Source organism: Paracraurococcus ruber, from assembly GCF_004353985.1.
Taxonomy (GTDB): Bacteria; Pseudomonadota; Alphaproteobacteria; order Acetobacterales; family Acetobacteraceae; genus Paracraurococcus; species Paracraurococcus ruber.
This window is the reverse complement of sequence record NZ_SMOA01000050.1, coordinates 1-19,682: the sequence shown is the minus strand read 5'-3', so window position 1 is coordinate 19,682 and position 19,682 is coordinate 1. Positions and strand designations below refer to the sequence as shown.

The 19,682-nt window shown below is 74.1% G+C and carries 19 protein-coding genes; 11 read left to right on the top strand and 8 right to left on the bottom strand.

Annotated elements, in window-relative coordinates; genetic code table 11:
- The first annotated feature begins 40 nt into the window (after positions 1-40).
- Positions 41-241, top strand: coding sequence for a hypothetical protein (locus E2C05_RS11930; RefSeq protein WP_133219858.1), 201 nt, complete (start codon positions 41-43; stop codon positions 239-241).
- A 3-nt stretch (positions 242-244) separates the two neighbouring features.
- Positions 245-1,633 carry an amidase gene (locus E2C05_RS11925; protein ID WP_133219857.1) on the top strand — a complete coding sequence of 463 codons (1,389 nt, stop codon included), beginning with the start codon at positions 245-247 and terminating at the stop codon, positions 1,631-1,633.
- A gap of 37 nt (positions 1,634-1,670) precedes the next feature.
- Here the strand turns inward: E2C05_RS11925 and E2C05_RS11920 are convergent, their stop codons facing one another.
- The 5 genes from E2C05_RS11920 to E2C05_RS11900 form a co-directional block, all read right to left on the bottom strand.
- On the bottom strand, positions 1,671-2,555 hold the full coding sequence (locus tag E2C05_RS11920) for a polysaccharide deacetylase family protein (protein WP_133219856.1): 885 nt from the start codon (positions 2,553-2,555) through the stop codon (positions 1,671-1,673).
- Between the two features lie 143 nt (positions 2,556-2,698).
- On the bottom strand, positions 2,699-3,337 hold the full coding sequence (locus tag E2C05_RS11915; protein WP_133219855.1) for an isochorismatase family protein: 639 nt from the start codon (positions 3,335-3,337) through the stop codon (positions 2,699-2,701).
- 55 nt (positions 3,338-3,392) lie between these two features.
- The gene (locus E2C05_RS11910) at positions 3,393-3,668 is read right to left on the bottom strand and encodes a DUF2171 domain-containing protein (RefSeq protein ID WP_133219854.1); all 276 of its coding nucleotides are present in this window, start codon (positions 3,666-3,668) and stop codon (positions 3,393-3,395) included.
- Between the two features lie 259 nt (positions 3,669-3,927).
- Complete coding sequence (locus E2C05_RS11905; RefSeq protein ID WP_133219853.1) at positions 3,928-5,226, bottom strand: Hsp70 family protein; 1,299 nt, start codon at positions 5,224-5,226, stop codon at positions 3,928-3,930.
- A 143-nt stretch (positions 5,227-5,369) separates the two neighbouring features.
- Positions 5,370-7,664 carry a GAF domain-containing protein gene (locus E2C05_RS11900; RefSeq protein ID WP_133219852.1) on the bottom strand — a complete coding sequence of 765 codons (2,295 nt, stop codon included), beginning with the start codon at positions 7,662-7,664 and terminating at the stop codon, positions 5,370-5,372.
- 64 nt (positions 7,665-7,728) lie between these two features.
- Between E2C05_RS11900 and E2C05_RS11895 the strand changes: the two genes are divergently transcribed.
- Both E2C05_RS11895 and E2C05_RS11890 read left to right on the top strand, forming a co-directional pair.
- Positions 7,729-8,418 carry a response regulator transcription factor gene (locus tag E2C05_RS11895; protein ID WP_200306579.1) on the top strand — a complete coding sequence of 230 codons (690 nt, stop codon included), beginning with the start codon at positions 7,729-7,731 and terminating at the stop codon, positions 8,416-8,418.
- Positions 8,419-8,549: 131 nt separating this feature from the next.
- Positions 8,550-8,912, top strand: coding sequence for a hypothetical protein (locus tag E2C05_RS11890; protein ID WP_133219851.1), 363 nt, complete (start codon positions 8,550-8,552; stop codon positions 8,910-8,912).
- A gap of 132 nt (positions 8,913-9,044) precedes the next feature.
- On the opposite strand, the gene E2C05_RS11885 is transcribed toward E2C05_RS11890, so the two are convergent.
- Positions 9,045-9,596 (bottom strand): nucleoside 2-deoxyribosyltransferase, encoded by a 552-nt coding sequence (locus E2C05_RS11885; protein WP_133219850.1) that lies wholly within the window; start codon positions 9,594-9,596, stop codon positions 9,045-9,047.
- Between the two features lie 44 nt (positions 9,597-9,640).
- Between E2C05_RS11885 and E2C05_RS11880 the strand changes: the two genes are divergently transcribed.
- On the top strand, positions 9,641-10,126 hold the full coding sequence (locus E2C05_RS11880; RefSeq protein ID WP_133219849.1) for a flavodoxin family protein: 486 nt from the start codon (positions 9,641-9,643) through the stop codon (positions 10,124-10,126).
- 157 nt (positions 10,127-10,283) lie between these two features.
- Positions 10,284-11,057 (top strand): glucose 1-dehydrogenase, encoded by a 774-nt coding sequence (locus E2C05_RS11875; protein ID WP_133219848.1) that lies wholly within the window; start codon positions 10,284-10,286, stop codon positions 11,055-11,057.
- 122 nt (positions 11,058-11,179) lie between these two features.
- Here the strand turns inward: E2C05_RS11875 and E2C05_RS11870 are convergent, their stop codons facing one another.
- Positions 11,180-13,708 (bottom strand): hypothetical protein, encoded by a 2,529-nt coding sequence (locus E2C05_RS11870; RefSeq protein WP_133219847.1) that lies wholly within the window; start codon positions 13,706-13,708, stop codon positions 11,180-11,182.
- Between the two features lie 423 nt (positions 13,709-14,131).
- Between E2C05_RS11870 and E2C05_RS11865 the strand changes: the two genes are divergently transcribed.
- The 5 genes from E2C05_RS11865 to E2C05_RS11845 all read left to right on the top strand — a co-directional run bounded on the left by E2C05_RS11865 (position 14,132) and on the right by E2C05_RS11845 (position 19,066).
- The gene (locus E2C05_RS11865) at positions 14,132-15,259 is read left to right on the top strand and encodes an S-(hydroxymethyl)glutathione dehydrogenase/class III alcohol dehydrogenase (RefSeq protein ID WP_133219846.1); all 1,128 of its coding nucleotides are present in this window, start codon (positions 14,132-14,134) and stop codon (positions 15,257-15,259) included.
- Positions 15,260-15,267: 8 nt separating this feature from the next.
- Positions 15,268-16,140, top strand: coding sequence for an S-formylglutathione hydrolase (fghA, locus tag E2C05_RS11860; RefSeq protein ID WP_133219845.1), 873 nt, complete (start codon positions 15,268-15,270; stop codon positions 16,138-16,140).
- A 297-nt stretch (positions 16,141-16,437) separates the two neighbouring features.
- Positions 16,438-17,688, top strand: a complete 1,251-nt coding sequence (locus E2C05_RS11855; protein ID WP_133219844.1) for an aconitase X — start codon at positions 16,438-16,440, stop codon at positions 17,686-17,688.
- Entirely contained in the window at positions 17,685-18,101 is a 417-nt protein-coding gene (locus E2C05_RS11850) for an aconitase X swivel domain-containing protein (RefSeq protein ID WP_133219843.1), read from the top strand. The genes E2C05_RS11855 and E2C05_RS11850 overlap by 4 nt, the downstream gene beginning before the upstream one ends.
- Positions 18,101-19,066 (top strand): Bug family tripartite tricarboxylate transporter substrate binding protein, encoded by a 966-nt coding sequence (locus E2C05_RS11845; RefSeq protein ID WP_133219842.1) that lies wholly within the window; start codon positions 18,101-18,103, stop codon positions 19,064-19,066. Before E2C05_RS11850 ends, E2C05_RS11845 begins: the two co-directional genes overlap by 1 nt.
- Before the next feature lie 278 nt (positions 19,067-19,344).
- Here the strand turns inward: E2C05_RS11845 and E2C05_RS32955 are convergent.
- Positions 19,345-19,682, bottom strand: a 338-nt coding sequence (locus E2C05_RS32955) for a hypothetical protein (RefSeq protein ID WP_158292072.1), incomplete at its 5' end; no start/stop codon positions are given.

Sequence of the window (19,682 nt, the reverse complement as noted above, 5' to 3'; positions counted from 1 at the left end):
GACCGGTGTTAGTTTGGCGCAAGCGGGAAGGGACAACACCATGGAGGAGACGACGGCGGAGGAGTTGCGCGTGCTGGCCATCCAGGCCGGCATGGGCGACCTGCCCCAACAGCACCTGGAGGAATTGCGCCTGGCCTGGGAGCATGTGCGCGCCATGGCCGCGCGCATCCCGAAGGACCGGCCGCGCGGCGACGAACCCGCGCATGTCTTCGTCCCCACCACCTTCGCGCGGGAAGGCTGAGCCATGGCGGAATTCCTCACCCTGGCGGAGGCCGCGCGCCGCATCGCCACCCGCGACCTCTCGCCCGTCGAGCTGCTGCAGGATTGCCTGGCGCGGGTGGATGCGGTGGACGACAGGCTCTGCAGCTTCGTCACCCTGACGCGGGAGCGCGCGCTGGCCGAGGCGAAGTCCGCCGAGGCGGAAATCATGGCCGGCCGGCACCGCGGCCCGCTGCACGGCATTCCCTACAACCTGAAGGACATTTTCGAGACCAAAGGAATCCGCACCACCGCGCAGTCGAAGCAGCTGGCCGATTACGTGCCGGACGCCGATTGCGACGCGCAGGAACGGCTCGCCGCCGCCGGCGGCGTGCTGCTCGGCAAGGCGGCGACCTGGGAGTTCGCGCATGGCGGGCCTTCCTGGGACGTGCTCTTCCCGCCCTGCCGCAACCCCTGGGACCTGGACAAGGACCCGGCCGGCTCCTCCTCCGGCTCCGGCGCCTCGGTCGCGGCGGGGATGGTGCTGGCGACCATGGGCTCCGACACCGGCGGGTCCATCCGTGGCCCGGCGGCCGCCTGCGGCATCGCTGGCCTGAAGCCGACCTATGGCCGCGTCAGCCGCCGCGGCGTGCTGCCCAACTGCTTCAGCCACGACCATGCCGGGCCGCTGGCCTGGACGGTGGAGGATGTGGCGATCCTGATGAATGTCGTCGCGGGCTTCGACCCGCGCGATCCCGGCTGCGCGGATGTGCCGGTGCCGGACTATACCGCGGCGCTGACCGGCGATGTGCGCGGCCTGCGCATCGGCGTGCCCTACAAGTGGATCGAGGAGGAGGTGCCGGCCTCCGCCGTCACGCGCGCCGCGCTGGATGCGGCGCTGGACGCCTACAAGTCCATGGGCGCCGAGGTGGTGCCGGTGGAGCTGCCGCCGCTGGCGCAATACGACGACAGCAAGAAGATCATCGCGATCGCCGAGCTGTTCTCGATCCATGCCGAGGATTTGCGCCGGCGGCCGGCGCTGTTCGGCGACAGCCTGCGCTTCCGCATCATCGCCGGCGGGCTGGTGCGGGCGGAGGACTACGTCCAGGCCATGCGGCTTCGCACGGTGCTGGCGCAGCGCATGCAGGCCGTGCTGCGGACGGTGGATGTGCTGATGCTGCCGACCGGCGAGCCGGCGAAGACGCTTCAGCCGGTGCCGCCGGAGACGCTGTTCACCAAGTCCAGCTACACCACCGCCTTCAATGTCGGCGGCAACCCGGCCCTGTCGCTCTGCATGGGCTTCACCGGGGAGGGGATGCCGCTGTCGCTGCAGGTGGTGGGCCGGCTGTTCGACGAGGCGACGGTGCTGCGCGTCGGCGATGCCTATGAGCGCGCGATGCCCTGGCGGCAGCGGCGCCCGGCCCTGGTGAGCTAAGGCAGGGCCGGGGGCGCGGCGCCCCCGGCCATCGCCGTCACGCGGCCGCCTTCGGGTTCCGCTTGCGGAAATCCGCCGCCATCTCCTCCAGCGTCACGAAGCGCACGCCGGGGTGCTTCAGCATGTGGCCGATCAGCCGTTCCAGCATCAGCAGCACCTGCGGCCGGCCCGAGACGTCCGGGTGGATCGTCATCGGCACCACGGCATAGTCGTATTCGCGGTAGATGAAGTCGAAATGGTCGCGCCAGATCTGCTCCAGCTGGTGCGGCGAGACATAGCCGTGGCTGTTCGGGAATTTCTTGATGAACATCATCGGCGGCAGGTCGTCCAGGTACCAGCTGGCCGGGATCTCCACGAGGTCGGTGACCTTGCCCTTGGTGAAGGGCTTCATCCACGCATCGGCGGGCTTCGCGTAGTCGATCGGCGTCCAGGCATCGCCGGTGCGGACATAGTAGGGCGTGGCGTCGTGGTGCATCAGGCTGTGGTCGTAGGCGATGCCCCGCTCGACCAGGATCTCGATGCTGGTGGCGCTCACCTCCCACCAGGGCGCGACATAGCCGACCGGCCGGCGCCCCCAGTGCTTCTCGATCAGCCCGATGCACTTGTCGAAGATCGCCTCTTCCTGCTGGCGGGACAGGGCCAGCGGGTTCTCGTGGCTGTAGCCATGCAGCCCGATCTCGTGGCCGGCCTTGGCCACCATGTCCGTCTGCTCGGGGAAGGACTCGATCGTGTGGCCGGGGATGAACCAGGACTGGGTCAGCCCGAAGCGCTCGAACAGCTTCAGGATGCGCGGCATGCCGACCTCGGCGGCGAAGACGCCGCGGCTGATGTCGCCCGGGCTGTCCTCCCCCATGTAGCTGCCCAGCCAGCCCGCCACCGCATCGCAATGGATGCTGAAGGCGCAGAGGATCTCCTTTGGCATCGTCTCTCTCCCGTCGGCGAAGGTCGGGGAGGAAACGGCATCTCCTCCCCGAACCCCACCTTTGCGTCCTGTGGGCCTGGTCCCGCAAACGTCCAGAAACGGATGAGGGGTTCGGGGAGGATACCCTCTCCCCGACCTTCCTGTCAGAGCGACGCGGTGTTGCTCATCCGCCAGCGTTCGATCTCGGCGATGCAGGCGGCGCTGTCCAGCACATCGGCATAGCGCCGCTCGACATCCAGCAGGTTCTGGTCATGCGCCGCCTGGTCGTGGTCGCCCACGCAGTCGCGCGGCACCATCACCCGGAACCCCAGGGAGAAGGCGTCGATCACGCTGGCCCGGACGCAGCCGCTGGTGATGCAGCCGGTGACGATGACCGTGTCCACCCGTTCCTTGGTCAGGATGGCGGCCGCGGGCGTGGCGAAGAAGATGGACGGCGCCGACTTCATCAGCACCACATCCGGCCCGGCCGCGGCGATGCGCGGGTCCAGCTCGACCGAAGGGGTGCCCTGCAGCAGGTCAAGCACCGGCGCCGCCTTCCAATGCGGCGCGGCGCGCGGGCTGTGATAGCCGTTCACGCAGGCGACCACCGGCAGGCCGGCGCGCTTCGCCGCCTCGATCAGCGGGACGGTGGCGCGGACGGCCGCGTCCACCATGGGCGCGCCGCCCATGGGGAAGTCGGGGTCGATGAAGCCGCGCTGGAAATCCACCACCACCAGCCCGGGCTTCGCTCCGAAGCCCTGGGGGCGGCTGCCATAGCCGCGCTGCGCATAGATGTCGGGCATGGGACCTGCTCCTCTCCGGTTGCCCCGAGGCTAGCAAGCGCCATGCCCGAAACCCTCAATGGCTCATGCCGGGCCCCTGGCCGGGACCGCCGGTGCCGGTCGCCTGGGCCTTCGCCCGGTCGGCGGGCATGGACAGCGTCACCTTGCCGCCCTCGACCGCCGCGATGGCGCTGACCGGGATGTAGTGGTGGTGCTGGCCGCTGCCGTCCGGGTCGTCCTTCTTCGTCAGCTTGATCCGGTCGCCATCGAGGTGGTCGACGGTGCCCACATGCTTCCCGTCGCTGCCGACGACTTCCATGTGTTCCTTCACCTGCGCCGCGTTGCCGCTCATGTGCCGTGCTCCCTTGCTTGTCGGGTCCCGGCCAGGAACGGCCGGCGCGGCGAAAGGATGCAAGCCGGCAGCGGCCCTTGGGCGGCAGGCCGGAACGGCGCTGCCCCGGCGACGCGTCGCGGCGCCAGGGCGTTCAGGGCCAGGACGGCACCGGCTGCCTCGCCCGGATCGCCCCCGGCCGCCAGGGGCGCGGCCGGCCCAATGGTGCCCCCGTCCGGGCCGCGGGGCGCCGGATCCTCCCCCCCCCCGGCTCGCGGGGCTACAGCGGCGCCGCCTGCGGCGCCTGGGGCGGCGCGGCGTCCTCGGCGCCCATCAGCGCCAGCCCCTCGGCCACCGAGACGAATTCGCCGCCGCCGGCGATCCTCTCCGCCCCGAAGCGGCGTTCGAACAGCGCCCGCACCGCCGGCACCAGGGATGTGCCGCCGGTCAGGAACACCCGGTCCACCGCCGCGGCCGCCAGCCCGGCATCCGCCAGCGCCGCCTCGACCGCCGCATCCATCTGCGCCAGGTCGGCGGCGATCCAGGCCTCGAATTCCGCCCGCGCCACCGCGGCCTGCACCGCGAATTCCTCGTGCCGGAAGTCCAGCATGGCGGTGTCCGCCCGCGACAGCGCCGCCTTCACGCCGGAGACGGCGCGGTAGAGCGCATAGCCCGCCTCCTCCTCCACCAGCATGACCAGGTGGCGGAGCTTCTCCGGGTGCTCGGCGGTGCGGGCGACCTCGGCGATGTCGGCCAGCACCTTCGGCGCCCGCATGAGGGAGAGCTGGTGCCAGCGCGCGAAGGACAGGTACCAGCCGACCGGGATCGGCATCGGCTTGCCCCAGACGCGGTACTGGTCGCCCTTGCCGAGGCGGGGCGAGACCACCCGGTCGATGATCCGGTAGTCCAGCGCATCGCCGGCGATGCCGACGCCGGCATGGCCGAGCGGCGTGACGCGCCGCGGCGGCCCGGGCTCGAACCGCAGCAGGGAGATGTCGCTGGTGCCGCCCCCCATGTCGCCGACCAGCACCGTCGCCGGCCGGTCCAGCCCGGCGGCGAAGCGATGCCCGGCGGCGGCCGGTTCCAGCGCCACCTGCACCTCCGGCAGGCCGGCGGCGGCGAAGGCGGCGCGCAGGCGTTCCTCGCCGAAGCCGTCATCGGCGGTCTCCCCGGCGAATCGCACCGGCCGGCCGACCACCACCCGCGCACCGGCGAGGTCGGCGGCGAAGGGGCCCAGCAACTCCCGCAGGAAGGCGGCGACCAGCGCCTCCAGCGTCCAGGCCCGGCCATGGATGCGCGTCTCGCGGAAGCTGCGCTGCGCCAGGTAGGACTTCATGGACATGATGAGGCGGGAGGCGAGCGGGTCTTCCAGATAGGCCTCGATCGCCGCCGGCCCGGCGGCATGGCGCGTGCCGCCGGCCTTGCCCCCGCCCTGGCCCCCTTGGGCAAGCCAGAGGCAGAGGACGGAGCGGAAGACCGCGCCCGCGTCATGCGCCAGCGTGGCGACGGACCCGTCCGGACGCAGGGCGGCCACCACGCTGTTGGTGGTGCCGAAATCGATGCCGATGCTGGGGCGCATGCGGGCGGGATGCACGGGCGGGGCGGGGTTGTCCAGCGCGGCGGGACGCCGGGGCGCGGGGCCGGCCGGGACCCCGGGACGGCCCCGCACGCGCCGCGGCGGCCGGTCGCGGTGCGGGGCCCCGTCGCCTCCTCCTCCTGCGGTCAGACGGGCACCGTCGCCGCCAGCCGCGTGCCCCGCCCGGGCGTCGTGTCGATGGCGACGCGGCCGCCCACCTGCGCGACGCGCTCCCGGATGCCGAGCAGGCCGAGCCGGCTTCCCGGCAGGCGGCTGCCGGCCGCCCCCGCAGGCTGGAAGCCCCGGCCATTGTCCGCGACCACGAGCACCGCGTCCTGGCCGGTCAGGTCGAGCGCGATGTCGACGCGCGTCGCCCCGGCATGCCGCACGATGTTGGTCAGGGCCTCCTGCGCGACCCGGTAGAGGCAGGTCTCGACATCGGGCGGCAGCCGCCGGGACCCGATGCCGTCCCGCAACCCGATCCGCATGCCGGTCTGCTCCTGCAGCCCCTCCACCAGGACCCCCAGCGCGGCCTGCAGCCCGAGGTCGTCGAGCATGGTCGGCCTGAGATCCCGCGCCATGCGGCCAAGCTCCCCGCTGAGGGTCGCCACGGTGGCCTTGAGCGCCCCGATCCTGGCGGCGAGATGCTGGTCGGCCGGGTAGTCCTCGGCGAGCTGGTCCATGCCGATCTGCAGCAGCGTGAGCGTCTGGCCGGCCGTGTCGTGCAACTCGCGCGAGATGCGCCGGCGTTCCTCCTCCTGGTCCTCGACGGTCCGCCGCAGCACCTGGGACAGCTCCGCCTCGACGCGCGCCCGGCGGCGGCCTTCCGCCTGCAGCTCGCCGACGACGCCCTGCCATTGCTCGAGCCGCCGGTCCAGCTCCGCGGTCAGCAGCTCCTGCTTGATCCGGGCCCTTTCCGTCGCCTGGGCAAGCTGGTCTATGCGCTGCAGGACCACGTCCAGCAGGGCGGTGCGCAGCGACCGCGCCGCCTCGACCTCATGCGCCTCCCAGGGGGCCGAATGGTTGCGCACGGTCTCGTGCCAGGCGGCGAAGCTGCGGCGCGGTGTCAGCCGCTTGCCGTCCCGCGTCGTCTCGACCGGCTTCCGGGGATTGCCGGCCCAGGTGACCTGCCGCGGCATCTCGCCGCGGAACCACAGGATGTAGTCCCGCGACGACCGGGAGACGGAGAGCGCGAGCAGGCCGCTGGCCACCTCCGCCTCCTGCGCCAGCTCGGGGCAGATCTCCGGCAGGCAGTCGGTGTGGAACACCCCGTCGGTGGCATTCTCGTCGAGCCAGCCGACGAGCTTGGAGACGCTCGCCACCCCGGGCGTCCGGCCCAGGCCGGTGAAGTCCCGATCCACCCAGAGGGCGACGCCCTCGGCCGGCAGGTAGTCCTGCAGGCATGGCAGGACGCGCTTCAGGCCCTGCGCGATCCCGTCATAACCGCTCATCTCGCCGAGCAAGGCGTCCTGCGCCCGGGCGGCGCTCAGCCGCGCCCGCATGCCGACGGCGACCGAGAGGGCCTCGACCTGCGCGGAGACCGCCTGGGCGATCATCTCGCACAGCGCCCGCGTCCGCGGCGCCAGGTACCGCGGCGTCCGGTGGTGGCCGACGATCAGGCCCCACAGCCGCCCGGCGACGAGCAGCGACAGCGACAGCGACGCCTGCACCCCCATGTTGCCGAGATATTCGAGGTGCAGCGGCGAGACGCTGCGCAGCACGCTCATCGACAGGTCGAGCGGCGGCTCCGCCGGCCCGCCGAAGAGCGGGGCCGGCCGGTAGAGCGCATCCGGGATGTATCGCGTCCAGTTCCGGCGATAGAGCGTCCGCGCCTGCACCGGGATGTCGGAGGCGGGGTAGCGCAGGCCGAGGAAGCTCTCGGCCCCCGCGCCGCGGGCTTCCGCCACGACCATGCCGGACTCGTCGTGCTGGAAGCGGTAGGCCATCACCCGGTCGAAGCCGGTGAGGGACCGCAGGAGCGCGACGGCCAGGTCCAAGAGCTGATCGAGGGTCGTGGCCCCCCGCAGCTGCTCGATGCAGCGCTTGCCGGTGGCGAACGCATCCGCCGGCTCGGGGGCCTCGATCGGCTCGAACTCCACGACCAGCCGCGGGCCCGAGCGGTGCACGAGGACGTCGATCTCGATGTCGTCCCGGCGGTGCCGGGCCAGGTGCAGGGGCGGCTGCCCGGGCGGGAGGTCCATGCCCCGGAGGCGCTCGGCCAGGGCCGCGGGCAGGAGGCTGCCGGCCTCGCAACCCGGCAGCAGGCCGGGGTCGGCGCGCAGGAGGCGCGCGGTTGCCCCGGCCGCCTGGCGCACCACGGTGGTGCCGGCTTCCAGCGACAGCAGGGCCCCATGCGGCTGGATGGACCCCGGCAGGTGTATCGGCTCGCGGTCGCAATTCGTGAGGTCGGCGGCGCCGAAGCGCGGTGGTGACTCCGGCATGCGCCATGCCCCGGCGGGAGAAGGGCGGACACCAGCACGAATTCCCTCGGGAGTCATTGCGGGTGTGCCCTATACCTTGGTTCGCATCGGGGACGGCAGCGTGACGGCGATCTCCGTTTTCCTTGCGGACGACCATCCCCTGATCCTGGAAGGGGTGCACAGCCTCCTGGCCGCCGCGCCGGGCATCGCCGTGGTCGGCGAGGCGGCGAATGGCCGGACGGCGCTGTCCCGCATCGAGGCCCTGCGCCCGCAGGTCGCGGTGCTGGATCTCTCGATGCCCGGCCTCAACGGCATGGAAGTGATCCAGGCCGCCGCGCGGACCTGCCCGTCCTGCCGCTGCATCATGCTCTCCGTTCATGAGGAAAGGCCCTATGTCCGGCGGGTGATGGATGCGGGGGCGCGCGGCTACCTGCTGAAGCGGTCCACGCGGGTGGAACTCGTCCGCGCCATCCATGCCGTGGCGCGGGGCGAGACCTTCATCGATTCGGCGGTGGCGGGGTATTTCGTCGGCGGCGCGGGCCCGTCCGGCCTGGCCCTGCCCGATGCCGACGGCCTGTCGGAACGCGAGGCGGACGTGCTGCGGTTCACCGCCATGGGCTACGGCAACAAGGCGATCGCCGCCGCGATGGGCATCAGCGGCAAGACCGTCGAAAGCCACAAGGCGCGCGGCATGGAGAAGCTCGGCTTCACCGACAGGGTGGCCCTGGTCCGCTATGCCGTCGGACAGGGATGGCTCGGCCCCGGGGCGTCGTGACCCGCGGTCCCGGACCCTCCGCCTGGCCTGTCCCCGACAGGGAATTCCCTGAGCCCTGAGGGAGGGGAATCCCGATGGCCGGCAGCCGGCCATGGGCGTACCGGACGCCATCACGTCCGGGTGCCGTCCCCATGGGTATCAGATGCCCCTCCCGGCCCCGGCCGGGACCACCGGCCGGGCCGGAATCCCGCATCGGCCGCCCCGGGCAGCGCGGCGTCCCGGACCGGTGGTCCCTGCTGACGGATCAGGTCCAGGCGCGGGTCCGGCTGCTCCTGCTCGATCTCTCGATCGGCACGCTCGCCACGCTGGCCACGAACCGCAACGTCCGGGCCGCCTTCCTGTACCTGCTCGAAAGCGGCGGCCTGCTGGGCTGCCTGCCGCCCGGGGACCAGCGGATCGCATCGGGTGTCCTGAGGATGGCGCTGGACGCGGCGCTCGCGGAACTGATGCCGAACGCCATGGCGACTGAGGACCACCACCAGCGACCCTCCTGAGCCCGGCGGCCCGCGCGGCGCCGGCCGCCGCGCCGGTTGCGCCGCGGAATGGCATCGGGCGCCGTCCGGGCGCGCGAGGGATGCGGGAAGGCCCGCGCGTCCCGCCCGGGGCCGGCCTCGGCCCGCCGCCCCCTACCGCGCCCCCGCCGCCAGCGCGACGCAGCGCTCGAACATCTCCAGGCTGTCGAAGGCGCGGTCCACCCCGTCCTCCGGCACCACCATCGGCAGCCCGCCGGACCACAGCACCGCGCCCGGGATCATCAGGTTGTCGGGCAGGCCGAAGCCGCCCACCGTCAGCCCCGGCATCGGGTCCGGCACCGCCGCCACCTGCGCCGCGCTGCGCGCCGTGAAGCCTTGCGCGCTGTTGGAATAGCCGAAGGCGCGCTTGCCGGCGCCCAGGAACCAGCCCAGCTCCAGGATCGTCCCGGCATCGGCCGAGGCGCCGCGGAAGGGCGTCAGGTTCACGATGGCGATGTCGCAGTCCCGCATCATCGCCAGGTCCTTGGCGAAGATCACCCGCCAGGCCTCGGCCTCCGGCATCGCCGCCAGGCTCGCCACGTCCTCGTTCAGCGGCGGCCGCCCCTCGATCCCGTGGCGGGCGCAGATCGCCACCTTGCGCCGGGCATGGCCGGCGGCATCGGGCAGGAAGACATCCGGGCCGGCGAGATAGGCCGAGAGGGGCATGCGGCGGGCTCCTTCCGGGGCGACGGCGCCCCATCTGCCCCTGCATGCCAACTCTGCTGGTCGTCTACCACTCCCGCACCGGCGCCGCCCGCCAGATGGCCGAGGCCGCCACCGCCGCGGCGGCGGCGGAGGCCACGACCCGGCTGCTGCCGGCGGAGGCGGCGGGGCCGGAGGACCTGCTGGGCGCCGATGGCTACCTGTTCGCGGCGCCGGAGAACCTGGCGGCGCTCTCGGGCGGGATGAAGGACTTCCTCGACCGCTGCTACTACCCGGTGCTCGACCGGCTGAATGGCCGCCCCTACGCCGCCCTGATCGCCGCCGGCAGCGACGGCACCGGCGCCGCCCGCCAGCTGGCCCGCATCTGCACCGGCTGGCGCCTGCGGCCGGTGGCGGACCCGCTCATCCTCGTCACCCGGGCCCAGACGCCGGAGGCGATCCTGGCGCCCAAGGCGCTGCCGCCCGGGGATCTGGCGCGCTGCGCGGATCTCGGCGCGGCGCTGGCCGCCGGCCTGGCCATGGGCGTCTTCTGACGGGGCGCCGATCGCCCGCCTGCCGGCGCGACCGCCCCGCCCGGCATCCAGGCCGGGCCGGGGGGCGGCCCGCCGGCCCTGGCCCCGCCGCCCGGCTTCCGGTGCCGCCCCGGCCGCGCCAAGCTGCGCCGAGGCACAGGGGGGGGAGGAGGCAGCGATGCCGCAGGAGAGCAGGCCAGCCGTGCTGGTCACCGGCGGGGCGGAGGGGATCGGCTGGGCCATCGCCCGCCGCTTCGCCGCCGGCGGCCACCGCGTCGCGATCGCCGACCTGCGCGGGGATGCCGCGGTCGCCCGCGCCCGCGAATTGGGCGAGGGCCATCTCGGCATCGCCTGCGACGTGGCGGTGGAGCCGCAGGTCATCGCCATGGTGGGGAAGGCCGCCGCGGCCTTCGGCCGGCTCGACGTGCTGGTGAACAATGCCGGCATCGCCGACAGCTTCCTGCCGACGGTGGAGCAGGGCACGGACCTGTTCGGCCGCCAGCTCGACATCCACCTGAAGGGCACCTTCGCCGCGTCGCGCGAAGCGGCGAAGGCGATGCTGCCGGCGGGCGGCGGCGCCATCGTCAACCTCGCCTCCATCGCCGGCCTCACCGGCCTGCCGCGGCGCAACGGCTATGCCGCGGCCAAGGCCGGCATCATCGCCATCACCCGGACGCTGGCGGCGGAATGGGGGCGGGGCGGCATCCGGGTGAACGCCATCGCCCCCGGCTATGTCCGGACCGCGCTGGTCGAGGCGCTGGAGCGCGAGGGCAGGGTCGATACCGGCGCCATCGGCCGCCGCGCCCCGCTCGGCCGGCTGGCCCGGCCGGAGGAGATTGCCGAGGTCGCTTGGTTCCTCGCCTCGCCGGCCGCCAGCTATGTCACCGGCGTCACGCTGCCGGTGGATGGCGGCTGGATGGCCTATGGCGCGGCCGGCGACCTGGACGGCTGAAGGCCCGGCGCCCCGAGGGCCGGCGGCGCGCCGCCGCGCGCCGGTCCTGGCGGCTCTGCCGCCCCGGGATCGATCGGCGGCCGCGCCCCGGCGCTCACCGGCAGGCGCTGGCCGCCGGCGCCTCAGCCATACAGCGCCGCCAGCTGGTCGGGCGAGAGCTGGAAGAGCTGGGTGCGGGAGAAGGGGGCGGCGCCGGCCTGCCGCAGGGCGGCAAGCTGGCTGGTGGTGATGGCCGCCAGCTGATCGGCGCCCAGCGCCTGCGCCGCCGCGGTGCCGATGGCGGCGAAGGCGGTCGGCGCCAGGGCGGCGATGCCGGTGGCGGTCAGGCCCGGCACCTGGTCCGACCCCAGGGCGGCGATGTCGGTGCGGTCCAGCGCCGCGATCTGGTCGGTGCCCAGCGTGCCAAGCTGCTGCGGCGACAGGCTGCCGATCTGCGTCGCGGTCAGCGCCGCGAACTGGGTGGCCGACAGCGCGGCCAGCCCGGCCGTCCCGAGCGCGAGCAGCTGCCCGGTGCCGAGGCCGGTGAGCTGCGTGCCGCTCAGCGCGCCGAGCTGCGTGGCGGAGAGCGAGCGCGTGGCGGCGAAGGACAGGCCGCCGAGCTGCGTGGCCGACAGCGCGCCGAGCGCCGCCGTGTCCAGCGCCGCGCCTTGGGTCGCCGACAGCCCGGCCAGCTGCGTCGCCGCCAGCGCCGCGAGCCTCGTGCCGAGCGCTGCCAGTTCCGTCGCCGCCAGGCCGCCCAGCGCGGTGGCGCCGAGGCCGCCGAGCTGGGTATTGCTCAGCGCGGCCAGCTGCCCGGCGGGCAGCGCCGAAAGCTGGGTGGCGGTCACGCCGCCAAGCTGCGCCGGACGGAGGGCGACGAGCCGCGTCGCCGCCGCCGCCAGGTCCAGCGCCGCCACCGCCCCGGCCGACAGCGCGCCGAGCTGGGTGTCGGACAGCGCCGCCAGCCGCGTGGCCGCCAGCGCCGCGACCTGGGTGGCGGAGAGCGCGGCGACTTGGCTGGTGGCCAGCGCGCCCAGCCGGGCATCGTCGAAGCCGGCCAGGGTCGTCGCCGCCAGGCCCTGGATGCCGGCGGCCGACAGCGCCGGCAGCCGCGCGGCATCCAGCGCCGCCAGCGCCGTCGCCGTCAGCGCCGCCACCTGCGTCGCGTTCAGCGCGTTGAGCTGGGTGGTGCCGAGCGCGGCCAGCTGGGTGGCGCCGAGCGCGCCGATCTGCGTCGCCAGCAGCGCCGTGGCCTGGCTGCGCGTCAGCCCGGCGATCTGGGTGGTGCCCAGCGCCGCGATGGCGGTGCTGCCCAGCGCCTGCAGCGCGATGCCCGACAGGGCGCCGAACTGCGTCTGGCCGAGCGCGCCGAGCGCGATGGCCGACAGCGCCGCCAGCTGCGTGCCGGCCAGCCCCGCCACCTGGCTGGTGCCCAGCGCGGCGATGCGGGCGGTGCCCAGCGCCTCCAGCCGGTCGGCGGGCAGCGCCGCCAGCAGCCCCGGCGCCAGCGCCGCGAATTGCGTGGCCGACAGCGCCTGCAGCGCGGTGGTGGACAGGGCGGGCGCCTGGCTGGCCCGCAGCGCCGCGACCTGGCCGGTGCCGAGCGCGCCGAGCTGGGAGGCCGAGAGCGCCTGCAGCCCGTCCGTCCCCAGCGCCGCCACCGCCGCGGCCGAGAGGGCGGCGAGCTGCGTCGCGGCGAGGCCGGCGACCTGGGTGGCGGTGAGCGCCGCCGCCTGGACGGCGCCGAAGGCGCGGATCTGCGTGGTGCTGAGGCTGCCGAGCTGGGTGGCGGCGATGGCCTGCACCTGGCTGAGATTGAGCAGCGTCAGCCCCGCCGCGGCGATGGCCGCGAGGCCGGTGGCGGAGATCGCGCCGATGTCGCTCGCCTCGATGGCGGCGACCTGGCCGGCGCCGAGCGCGCCGAGCTGGGTGGCGGAGAGCGCGCCCACCGCCGTCCGCGACAGGGCGGCGATCTCGGTGGCGGAAAAGGCGGCGAGCCGGTCCGGCGCCAGCGCCGCCGCCTGCGCCGAGCCGAGGACGCCGATCTGCGTGGCGGTCAGCGCGGCGGCCTGGGCGCGGGAGAGGGCGGCCAGCTGGTCGGTCCGCAGCGCCGCCACCTGCGCGGTGTCGAGCGCGGCGAGGGCGCCGGCGGAGAGGGCGGCGATCCGGTCGGTCGACAGGGATGCGAGGGTGGTGGCCGACAGCGCCGCGAGCTGGGTGCCGCGCAGCCCGGCCAGCTGCGCCGGGCCGAGCGCGGCGAGCTGCATGCCGCCGAGCGCCGCCAGCGCCGTCGCCTGCAGGGCGGCGAGCTGCCCGGCGCCGAGCGCCCGAAGTTGGGTGGCGCCCAGCGCCGCGATGCGCGTCGCATCCAGCGCCGCGATCTGCCGCGGCTGCAGCGCCGCCACCTGGGTTGCCTGCAGCGCCGCGACCTGGGCGGTGGAGAGGCCCGCGAGCCGGTCCGGCGCGATGGCGGCGATGGCGCGGGCCGACAGCCGGCCGATGCCGGTGGCCTGGATGGCGGCCAGCTGGCTGGTGCCCAGCGCCGCGATGTCGCGGTCCGCCACCCGCGCGAAGACCTCGGCCGACAGGCCGGCGATCTGCTGCGTCGTCAGCTTCGGCAGCAGGCCTGGCGTGGCCGGCCGCTGCCCGGGCCCGAGGGTGTTGACCTGCACCTGTCCTGTCCCGCCGGCGGAACGGCGCGGCCGCGGCCGGGGCGTCGCCCTGCCCCCATGGACGGCGCCGATCCGCGCCGCCGGGCATCCTCGCCCCTCCGCGATCGGCGCTTGCCGGATCCTTCCGGCGGCACTGTGCGACGGAAAGGTTAGTTCCGGGTGAAGCCGGCGCGGGCGCCGCGCCGCCGGCGGCGCCGGGACCGCGGGGGGCGCGGGCCATCCGCCCCGGCCGCGATCCGCGCCCGGCTGTCCGGGGCGGGACGGATTCGCGCCCCGCGGCGTTCACCCCGCGCCGCGATCCGCTCTAGGCTGGCGGTCCGGGTTGGCAGGGGGCGGCGCCCGGGGCATCACCGCGCCGGAGGACGTGCTTTGGGCAGGTCCGGCCAGCGGCGCAGGATGCCCGGCGCCTCGGAGGGGACAGGGATGAAGACACGCGCCGCCGTGGCCTGGGAGGCGAAGAAGCCGCTGACCATCGAGACCGTGGAGCTCGATGGTCCCAAGGCCGGCGAGGTGCTGGTGGAGGTGATGGCGACCGGCGTCTGCCACACCGATGCCTACACCCTGGACGGGCTCGATTCCGAAGGGCTCTTCCCCGCCATCCTGGGGCATGAGGGCGCCGGGATCGTGCGGGAGGTCGGCGCCGGCGTCACCAGCGTGAAGCCGGGCGACCATGTCATCCCGCTCTACACGCCGGAATGCCGGCAGTGCAAAACCTGCCTGTCGCAGCGCAGCAACCTCTGCACCGCCATCCGCGGCACCCAGGGGAAGGGCGTGATGCCGGACGGCACCAGCCGCTTCCATTGCGACCCCGTGCGCGGCGGCAGCAACACCGTCTTCCACTACATGGGCTGCAGCACCTTTTCCAACTTCACCGTGCTGCCGGAGATCGCGGTGGCGAAGGTCCGCGAGGACGCGCCCTTCGACAAGATCTGCTACATCGGCTGCGGCGTCACCACCGGCATCGGCGCGGTGATCTACACCGCCAAGGTCTGGCCGGGCGCCAATGTGGTGGTCTTCGGCCTGGGCGGCATCGGGCTGAACGTCATCCAGGGCGCCCGCATGGTCGGCGCCGACCGGATCATCGGCGTCGACATCAACCCGGCCAAGCAGGCGATGGCGCGGAAATTCGGGATGACGCATTTCGTCAACCCGACCGAGATCGGCAACGACAAGGTCGTCCAGGCCATCCAGGACCTGACCGGCGGCGGCGCCGATTTCAGCTTCGACGCCACCGGCAATGTCAACGTCATGCGCCAGGCGCTGGAATGCTGCCACCGCGGCTGGGGCGAGAGCATCATCATCGGCGTGGCCGAGGCGGGGCGGGAGATCGCCACCCGGCCCTTCCAGCTGGTCACCGGCCGGGTCTGGAAGGGCACCGCCTTCGGCGGCGCGCGCGGCCGCACCGACGTGCCGAAGATCGTCGACTGGTACATGGAGGGGAAGATCAACATCGACGACCTGATCACCCACACCATGCCGCTCGAGAAGATCAACGACGCCTTCGACCTGATGCATGCGGGCAAGTCCATCCGCTCGGTGGTGCTGTTCTGAGCGCGGCGTTGGAGACCCTGTCCCGGGCGCGCTGCTTCGGCGGGGAGCAGCGCGTCCTGCGCCACCGCTCCGCCGAGACCGGGACGGAGATGCGCTTCGCGGCCTTCCTGCCGCCGCAGGCGCTGGCGGGCGACAGGGTGCCGGTGGTGTGGTTCCTCGCCGGCCTGACCTGCACGGAGGAGAATTTCACCGTGAAGGCCGGGGCGCAGCGCGTCGCGGCCGAGCTCGGCCTGCTGCTGGTCGCCCCCGACACCTCCCCGCGCGGGGAGGGCGTACCGGACGACCCGCAGGGCGCCTGGGATTTCGGCCTGGGCGCCGGCTTCTACGTCGATGCGACGCAGGACCCCTGGGCGAAGCACTACCGCATGCGCAGCTACATCGAGCGGGAGCTGCCGGCGCTGGTCGGCGCCGCGCTGCCCGCCGACCTGGCGCGGCAGGGCATCATGGGCCATTCCATGGGCGGCCATGGCGCGCTGACCATCGCGCTCCGCCATCCCGGCCGCTATGCCGCTGTCTCGGCCTTCGCGCCGATCTGCTCGCCGCTGCGCTGCCCCTGGGGGGAGAAGGCCCTGGGCCACTATCTCGGCCCCGACCGCGCGGCCTGGCGGCAATACGACGCGACCGCGCTGATCGAGGACGGGGCGAGGGTGCCCGACATCCTGGTGGACCAGGGCACGGCGGACGGGTTCCTGGACACCCAGCTGAAGCCGCGGCTGCTGGCCGAGGCCTGCGGCCGGGCCGGCATCCCGCTGACCTTGCGGATGCAGGACGGCTACGACCACTCCTACTTCTTCATCGCCAGCGTCATGGAGGACCATCTGCGCTGGCATGCGGCGCGGCTGGAGCGGATGGCGGAGGGGCGTAGCCGGCCCCGGGCCTGACGCCGCCCCGCAAGGGATGATTGCCGGCGGTGCGGCCTTCGATCCCGGCGGCACGGCGCCGCGGGTGCCGGCCAGGGCCGCCCCCGTCGCCTGCAGCTATTCCGGCGACAACCCGGCGCCGCGGCGCGGCCTTCGCGTGCGGGCGGGAACCGCGCTGGAGCGGATCGCGGAGGGACGTCAACGGCCCGAAGCGTGAATCCGCACGGAAACCAGCATTCTACGGTGGCGCGGCGTTCGCTCTGGAACGCAAGCCGCTGTAGCCTTGCCGGACCAGCCGACAAGGGGGCGACGCGCCGCATGGAACTCACCGCCGAGGAACGGGCGATGCTGGACGGGGCGGAGGGTGCCGCGGTGCAGCGCGCCCTGGCCTACCAGGTGGAGGTCGGCCGCTTCTTCGGCGCGACGCGCATGGTCCCCATCACCAACGCCCATATGATGGGCGATATCGAGGTGCTGGGCGATGCCGGCCTCGGCTTCCTGCAGGAGATGCAGCGCGCCGGCGCGAAGGCCCGCATCCCGCTGACCACCAATGCCCGCTGCATCGACTTCGCCTGGGCGGAGCGCCTGGGCCAGGACCCGGCGGAATGCGCCAAGGAGAGGCAGGTGATCGCCGCCCTGCAGGGCATGGCGGTGATGACCACCGATACCTGCATCAACTACCAGACGCTGTATCAGCCGCATCTCGGCGAGCGGGTCGCCTGGGGCGACACCGGCACCTGCATCTATGCCAACAGCGTCTTCGGCGCGCGGACGAATTTCGAGAGCGGGCCGGCCGCGCTGGCCGCCGCCATCACCGGCCGCACGCCGGACTACGGCTTCCAGCGCGACGAGCACCGGCGCGGCGGCTTCATCGTGGACATCGGTGGGGCGACGCTGGGCGACCTCGCGGACTGGGGCGCGCTCGGCAAGCTGGTGGGGGAGGGGCACCAGAGCTACACCGCCGTGCCGGTCTTCACCGGCTTCCGCCGCACGCCGCTGGCCGATGAATTGAAGCAGCTCGGCTGCGCGCTCGCCTCCTACGGGTCCATGGGCATGTTCCACTTCGTCGGCCTGACGCCGGAGGCGCCGACGCTGGAAGCGGCGTTCCACGGCGCGGTGCCGCCGGGCGTGGAGCGCATGGCGGTGGACGATGCCGCGATCGCGGCGGTCTATGCCGGCTACGACCTCGGCGCCGGCGATGCGAAGCTGGTGGTGTTCAGCGGGCCGCAATTGTCGCTGTTCGAGCTGCGCGACCTGGCGCGCCTGTTCGCGGGGCGGCAGGTGGCGCGCGGCACCTCGGTCTTCGTCACCTCCTCCAACGGGGTGCTCAGCGCGGCGCGCAAGCTCGGCTACCTCGCGCCGCTGGAAGCCGCGGGCGTCTGCGTGCTGGAAGGCGTCTGCTTCTACATCCTGCAGAACCTGAGCCAGATGCGGGAGCGCGAGGGCTGGCGCAACATGGTCAGCAACAGCGCCAAGATCGTGAACATCATCGGCGCGCACCGCTTCCGCACCATCCTCCGCCGCACCGCCGACTGCGTCGAGATCGCCTGCACGGGGCGGCTGGCATGACCGCGCTGATCACGCTGGCCCGCGGCTTCGGCCCGGTGGTGGAGGGGGAGGCGATCGTCTCCGAGGAAGGCTTCTCCCCGCGCTATGACCTGGACCGCTGGAGCGGGGTGATCACCAAGCCCGGCCACAGGCTGGAGGGGCTGTCGATCAAGGACCGGATCTGCTTCTTCCCGACCGCCAAGGGCGGCATCGCCGCCGGCTGGGCCTTCTTCGACATCCAGGCCAAGGGCATCGCGCCGCGCGCCTTCTGCTTCGGCGTCACCAACCCGGTGATGGTGCAGGGCGCGGTGCTGGCCGGCATCCCCATCACGGAAGGCTGGTCGCCCGACCCGCGGACGGTGCTGCGCACCGGCGACTGGGTGCGGGTGGATCCCGGACGGCTGGTGGTCGAGCTGCTGCGGCGGGCCGGCTGATGCGGCGCCGGGCCCTCGCCGCGGCGCTCGGCCTGCTGCCCGCGGCGGCCGCCGCCCAGCCTGCCTGGCGGCCGGACCATCCGGTGCGGCTGGTGGTGCCCTTCCCGCCGGGCGGCCCGACCGACCTGGTCGCCCGCCCGCTGGCGCAGCGGCTGACCGAGGCGCTGGGCCAGCCGGTGCTGGCGGACAACCGCGGCGGCGCCGGCGGCAACCTGGCCGGGGAGCTGGTGGCGCGCGCGGCACCGGACGGCCACACCCTGCTGCTATCCAATGTCGGCGTGCTGGCGGTGAACCAGGCGCTCTACCGCACGCTGCCCTTCGATCCGGAACGCGACTTCACGCCGGTGGCGCTGGTCGCCGGCGCGCCGGTCGCGCTCGTCGTCCATCCCGGCGTGCCGGCGCGGACGGTGGCGGAATTCGTCGCCTGGGCGAAGGCCCAGGCCTCGCCGCTGCCCTATGCCTCGGCCGGGGCGGGGACGCCCGGCCACCTGGCGGGGGAGCTGTTCCGCAGCCTGACCGGCGCGCCGCTGCAGCATGCGCCCTATCGCGGCAGCGCGCCGGCGCTGCAGGATGTGGTGGCCGGCTATGTGCGGGCGATGTTCGATCCCGTGCAGTCGCCGCTGCCGCAGATCGAGGCAGGGCGGCTGCGCGCCCTCGCGGTGTCCGGCGCCAGCCGCAGCCCGGCCCTGCCGGCGGTGCCGACGCTGGCGGAGGCCGGGGTCGCCGGCCACGACATGGTCGCCTGGTGGGCCGTGGTCGGCCCCGCCGGGCTGCCCGCCCCGGTCGTCGCCCGCCTCGCCGGGGAGATCGGCCGCATTGCCGAGAGCGCCGACTGGCAGGAGAGGCTGGGGCGATTGGGCATCTCGCCGATCTTCCTCGGACCGGAGGCGCTGGCGGTGTTCCGCCGGCGCGAGGCGGCGACATGGGGGGAGGCGGTGCGCGCCTCCGGCGCCAAGGCGGAGTAGCGGCGCCAGAGCCGGACCGGCCTGGCGGGTGGAGTTCGGGGTGGATCGGACGCGCTGCGCCCGGTGCCCGCCCCGATCCCGGCCTGCGGCCATGGCGGCTTGCGGGTTCCTCGGAACACGCCGGCCGCCGCCGGTCATTGGTCGCAGGGCGGATTCACGCGCAGGGGCGTGAACGCCCGCCCGCGATCCGCTCCGATGCCGACGGCATGACTGTTCCCTTCATGCCGCGTCGCCAGGGTTTGCGGCGCAGGCCGCCCGGCGATCGACGGCCGTCGGCATCAGGCCGCCCGGAACCGCGCCGCGGTGACCGCATCCTCCCGCAGGCTTGCTTCGACCTGCGCCCGCGCCTCGGGCGTCTCGGCCAGTGCCACCACGCGGTCGAACCAGGGGCACTGGTTGCGCACCCGCGCCTGGAACAGCCGGTCCAGCGCCGCCGCCGCCGGCGGCCGGCCGGCGCAGCAGGCGCAGGCCGCGGCATGCGCCACCGTCGAATCGAAGCTGGCGAGCGCCACCGCGCCCGCGGGCAGGGCGGGGGGCGGCGCCTCGGCCAGCACCGCGGCCCGGGGCCCGTCCGCCAGCGCCGCCGCCAGGGCGGCTGCATCCGCCGTCACCTGCA

Bases quoted from the DNA above. Each gene is read 5' to 3' on its own strand.
- E2C05_RS11930 (WP_133219858.1), top strand. From the start codon at position 41: ATGGAGGAGACGACGGCGGAGGAGTTGCGCGTGCTGGCCATCCAGGCC.
- E2C05_RS11925 (WP_133219857.1), top strand. From the start codon at position 245: ATGGCGGAATTCCTCACCCTGGCGGAGGCCGCGCGCCGCATCGCCACC.
- E2C05_RS11920 (WP_133219856.1), bottom strand. From the start codon at position 2,555: ATGCCAAAGGAGATCCTCTGCGCCTTCAGCATCCATTGCGATGCGGTG.
- E2C05_RS11915 (WP_133219855.1), bottom strand. From the start codon at position 3,337: ATGCCCGACATCTATGCGCAGCGCGGCTATGGCAGCCGCCCCCAGGGC.
- E2C05_RS11910 (WP_133219854.1), bottom strand. From the start codon at position 3,668: ATGAGCGGCAACGCGGCGCAGGTGAAGGAACACATGGAAGTCGTCGGC.
- E2C05_RS11905 (WP_133219853.1), bottom strand. From the start codon at position 5,226: ATGCGCCCCAGCATCGGCATCGATTTCGGCACCACCAACAGCGTGGTG.
- E2C05_RS11900 (WP_133219852.1), bottom strand. From the start codon at position 7,664: ATGCCGGAGTCACCACCGCGCTTCGGCGCCGCCGACCTCACGAATTGC.
- E2C05_RS11890 (WP_133219851.1), top strand. From the start codon at position 8,550: ATGGGTATCAGATGCCCCTCCCGGCCCCGGCCGGGACCACCGGCCGGG.
- E2C05_RS11885 (WP_133219850.1), bottom strand. From the start codon at position 9,596: ATGCCCCTCTCGGCCTATCTCGCCGGCCCGGATGTCTTCCTGCCCGAT.
- E2C05_RS11880 (WP_133219849.1), top strand. From the start codon at position 9,641: ATGCCAACTCTGCTGGTCGTCTACCACTCCCGCACCGGCGCCGCCCGC.
- E2C05_RS11875 (WP_133219848.1), top strand. From the start codon at position 10,284: ATGCCGCAGGAGAGCAGGCCAGCCGTGCTGGTCACCGGCGGGGCGGAG.
- E2C05_RS11865 (WP_133219846.1), top strand. From the start codon at position 14,132: ATGAAGACACGCGCCGCCGTGGCCTGGGAGGCGAAGAAGCCGCTGACC.
- E2C05_RS11855 (WP_133219844.1), top strand. From the start codon at position 16,438: ATGGAACTCACCGCCGAGGAACGGGCGATGCTGGACGGGGCGGAGGGT.
- E2C05_RS11850 (WP_133219843.1), top strand. From the start codon at position 17,685: ATGACCGCGCTGATCACGCTGGCCCGCGGCTTCGGCCCGGTGGTGGAG.
- E2C05_RS11845 (WP_133219842.1), top strand. From the start codon at position 18,101: ATGCGGCGCCGGGCCCTCGCCGCGGCGCTCGGCCTGCTGCCCGCGGCG.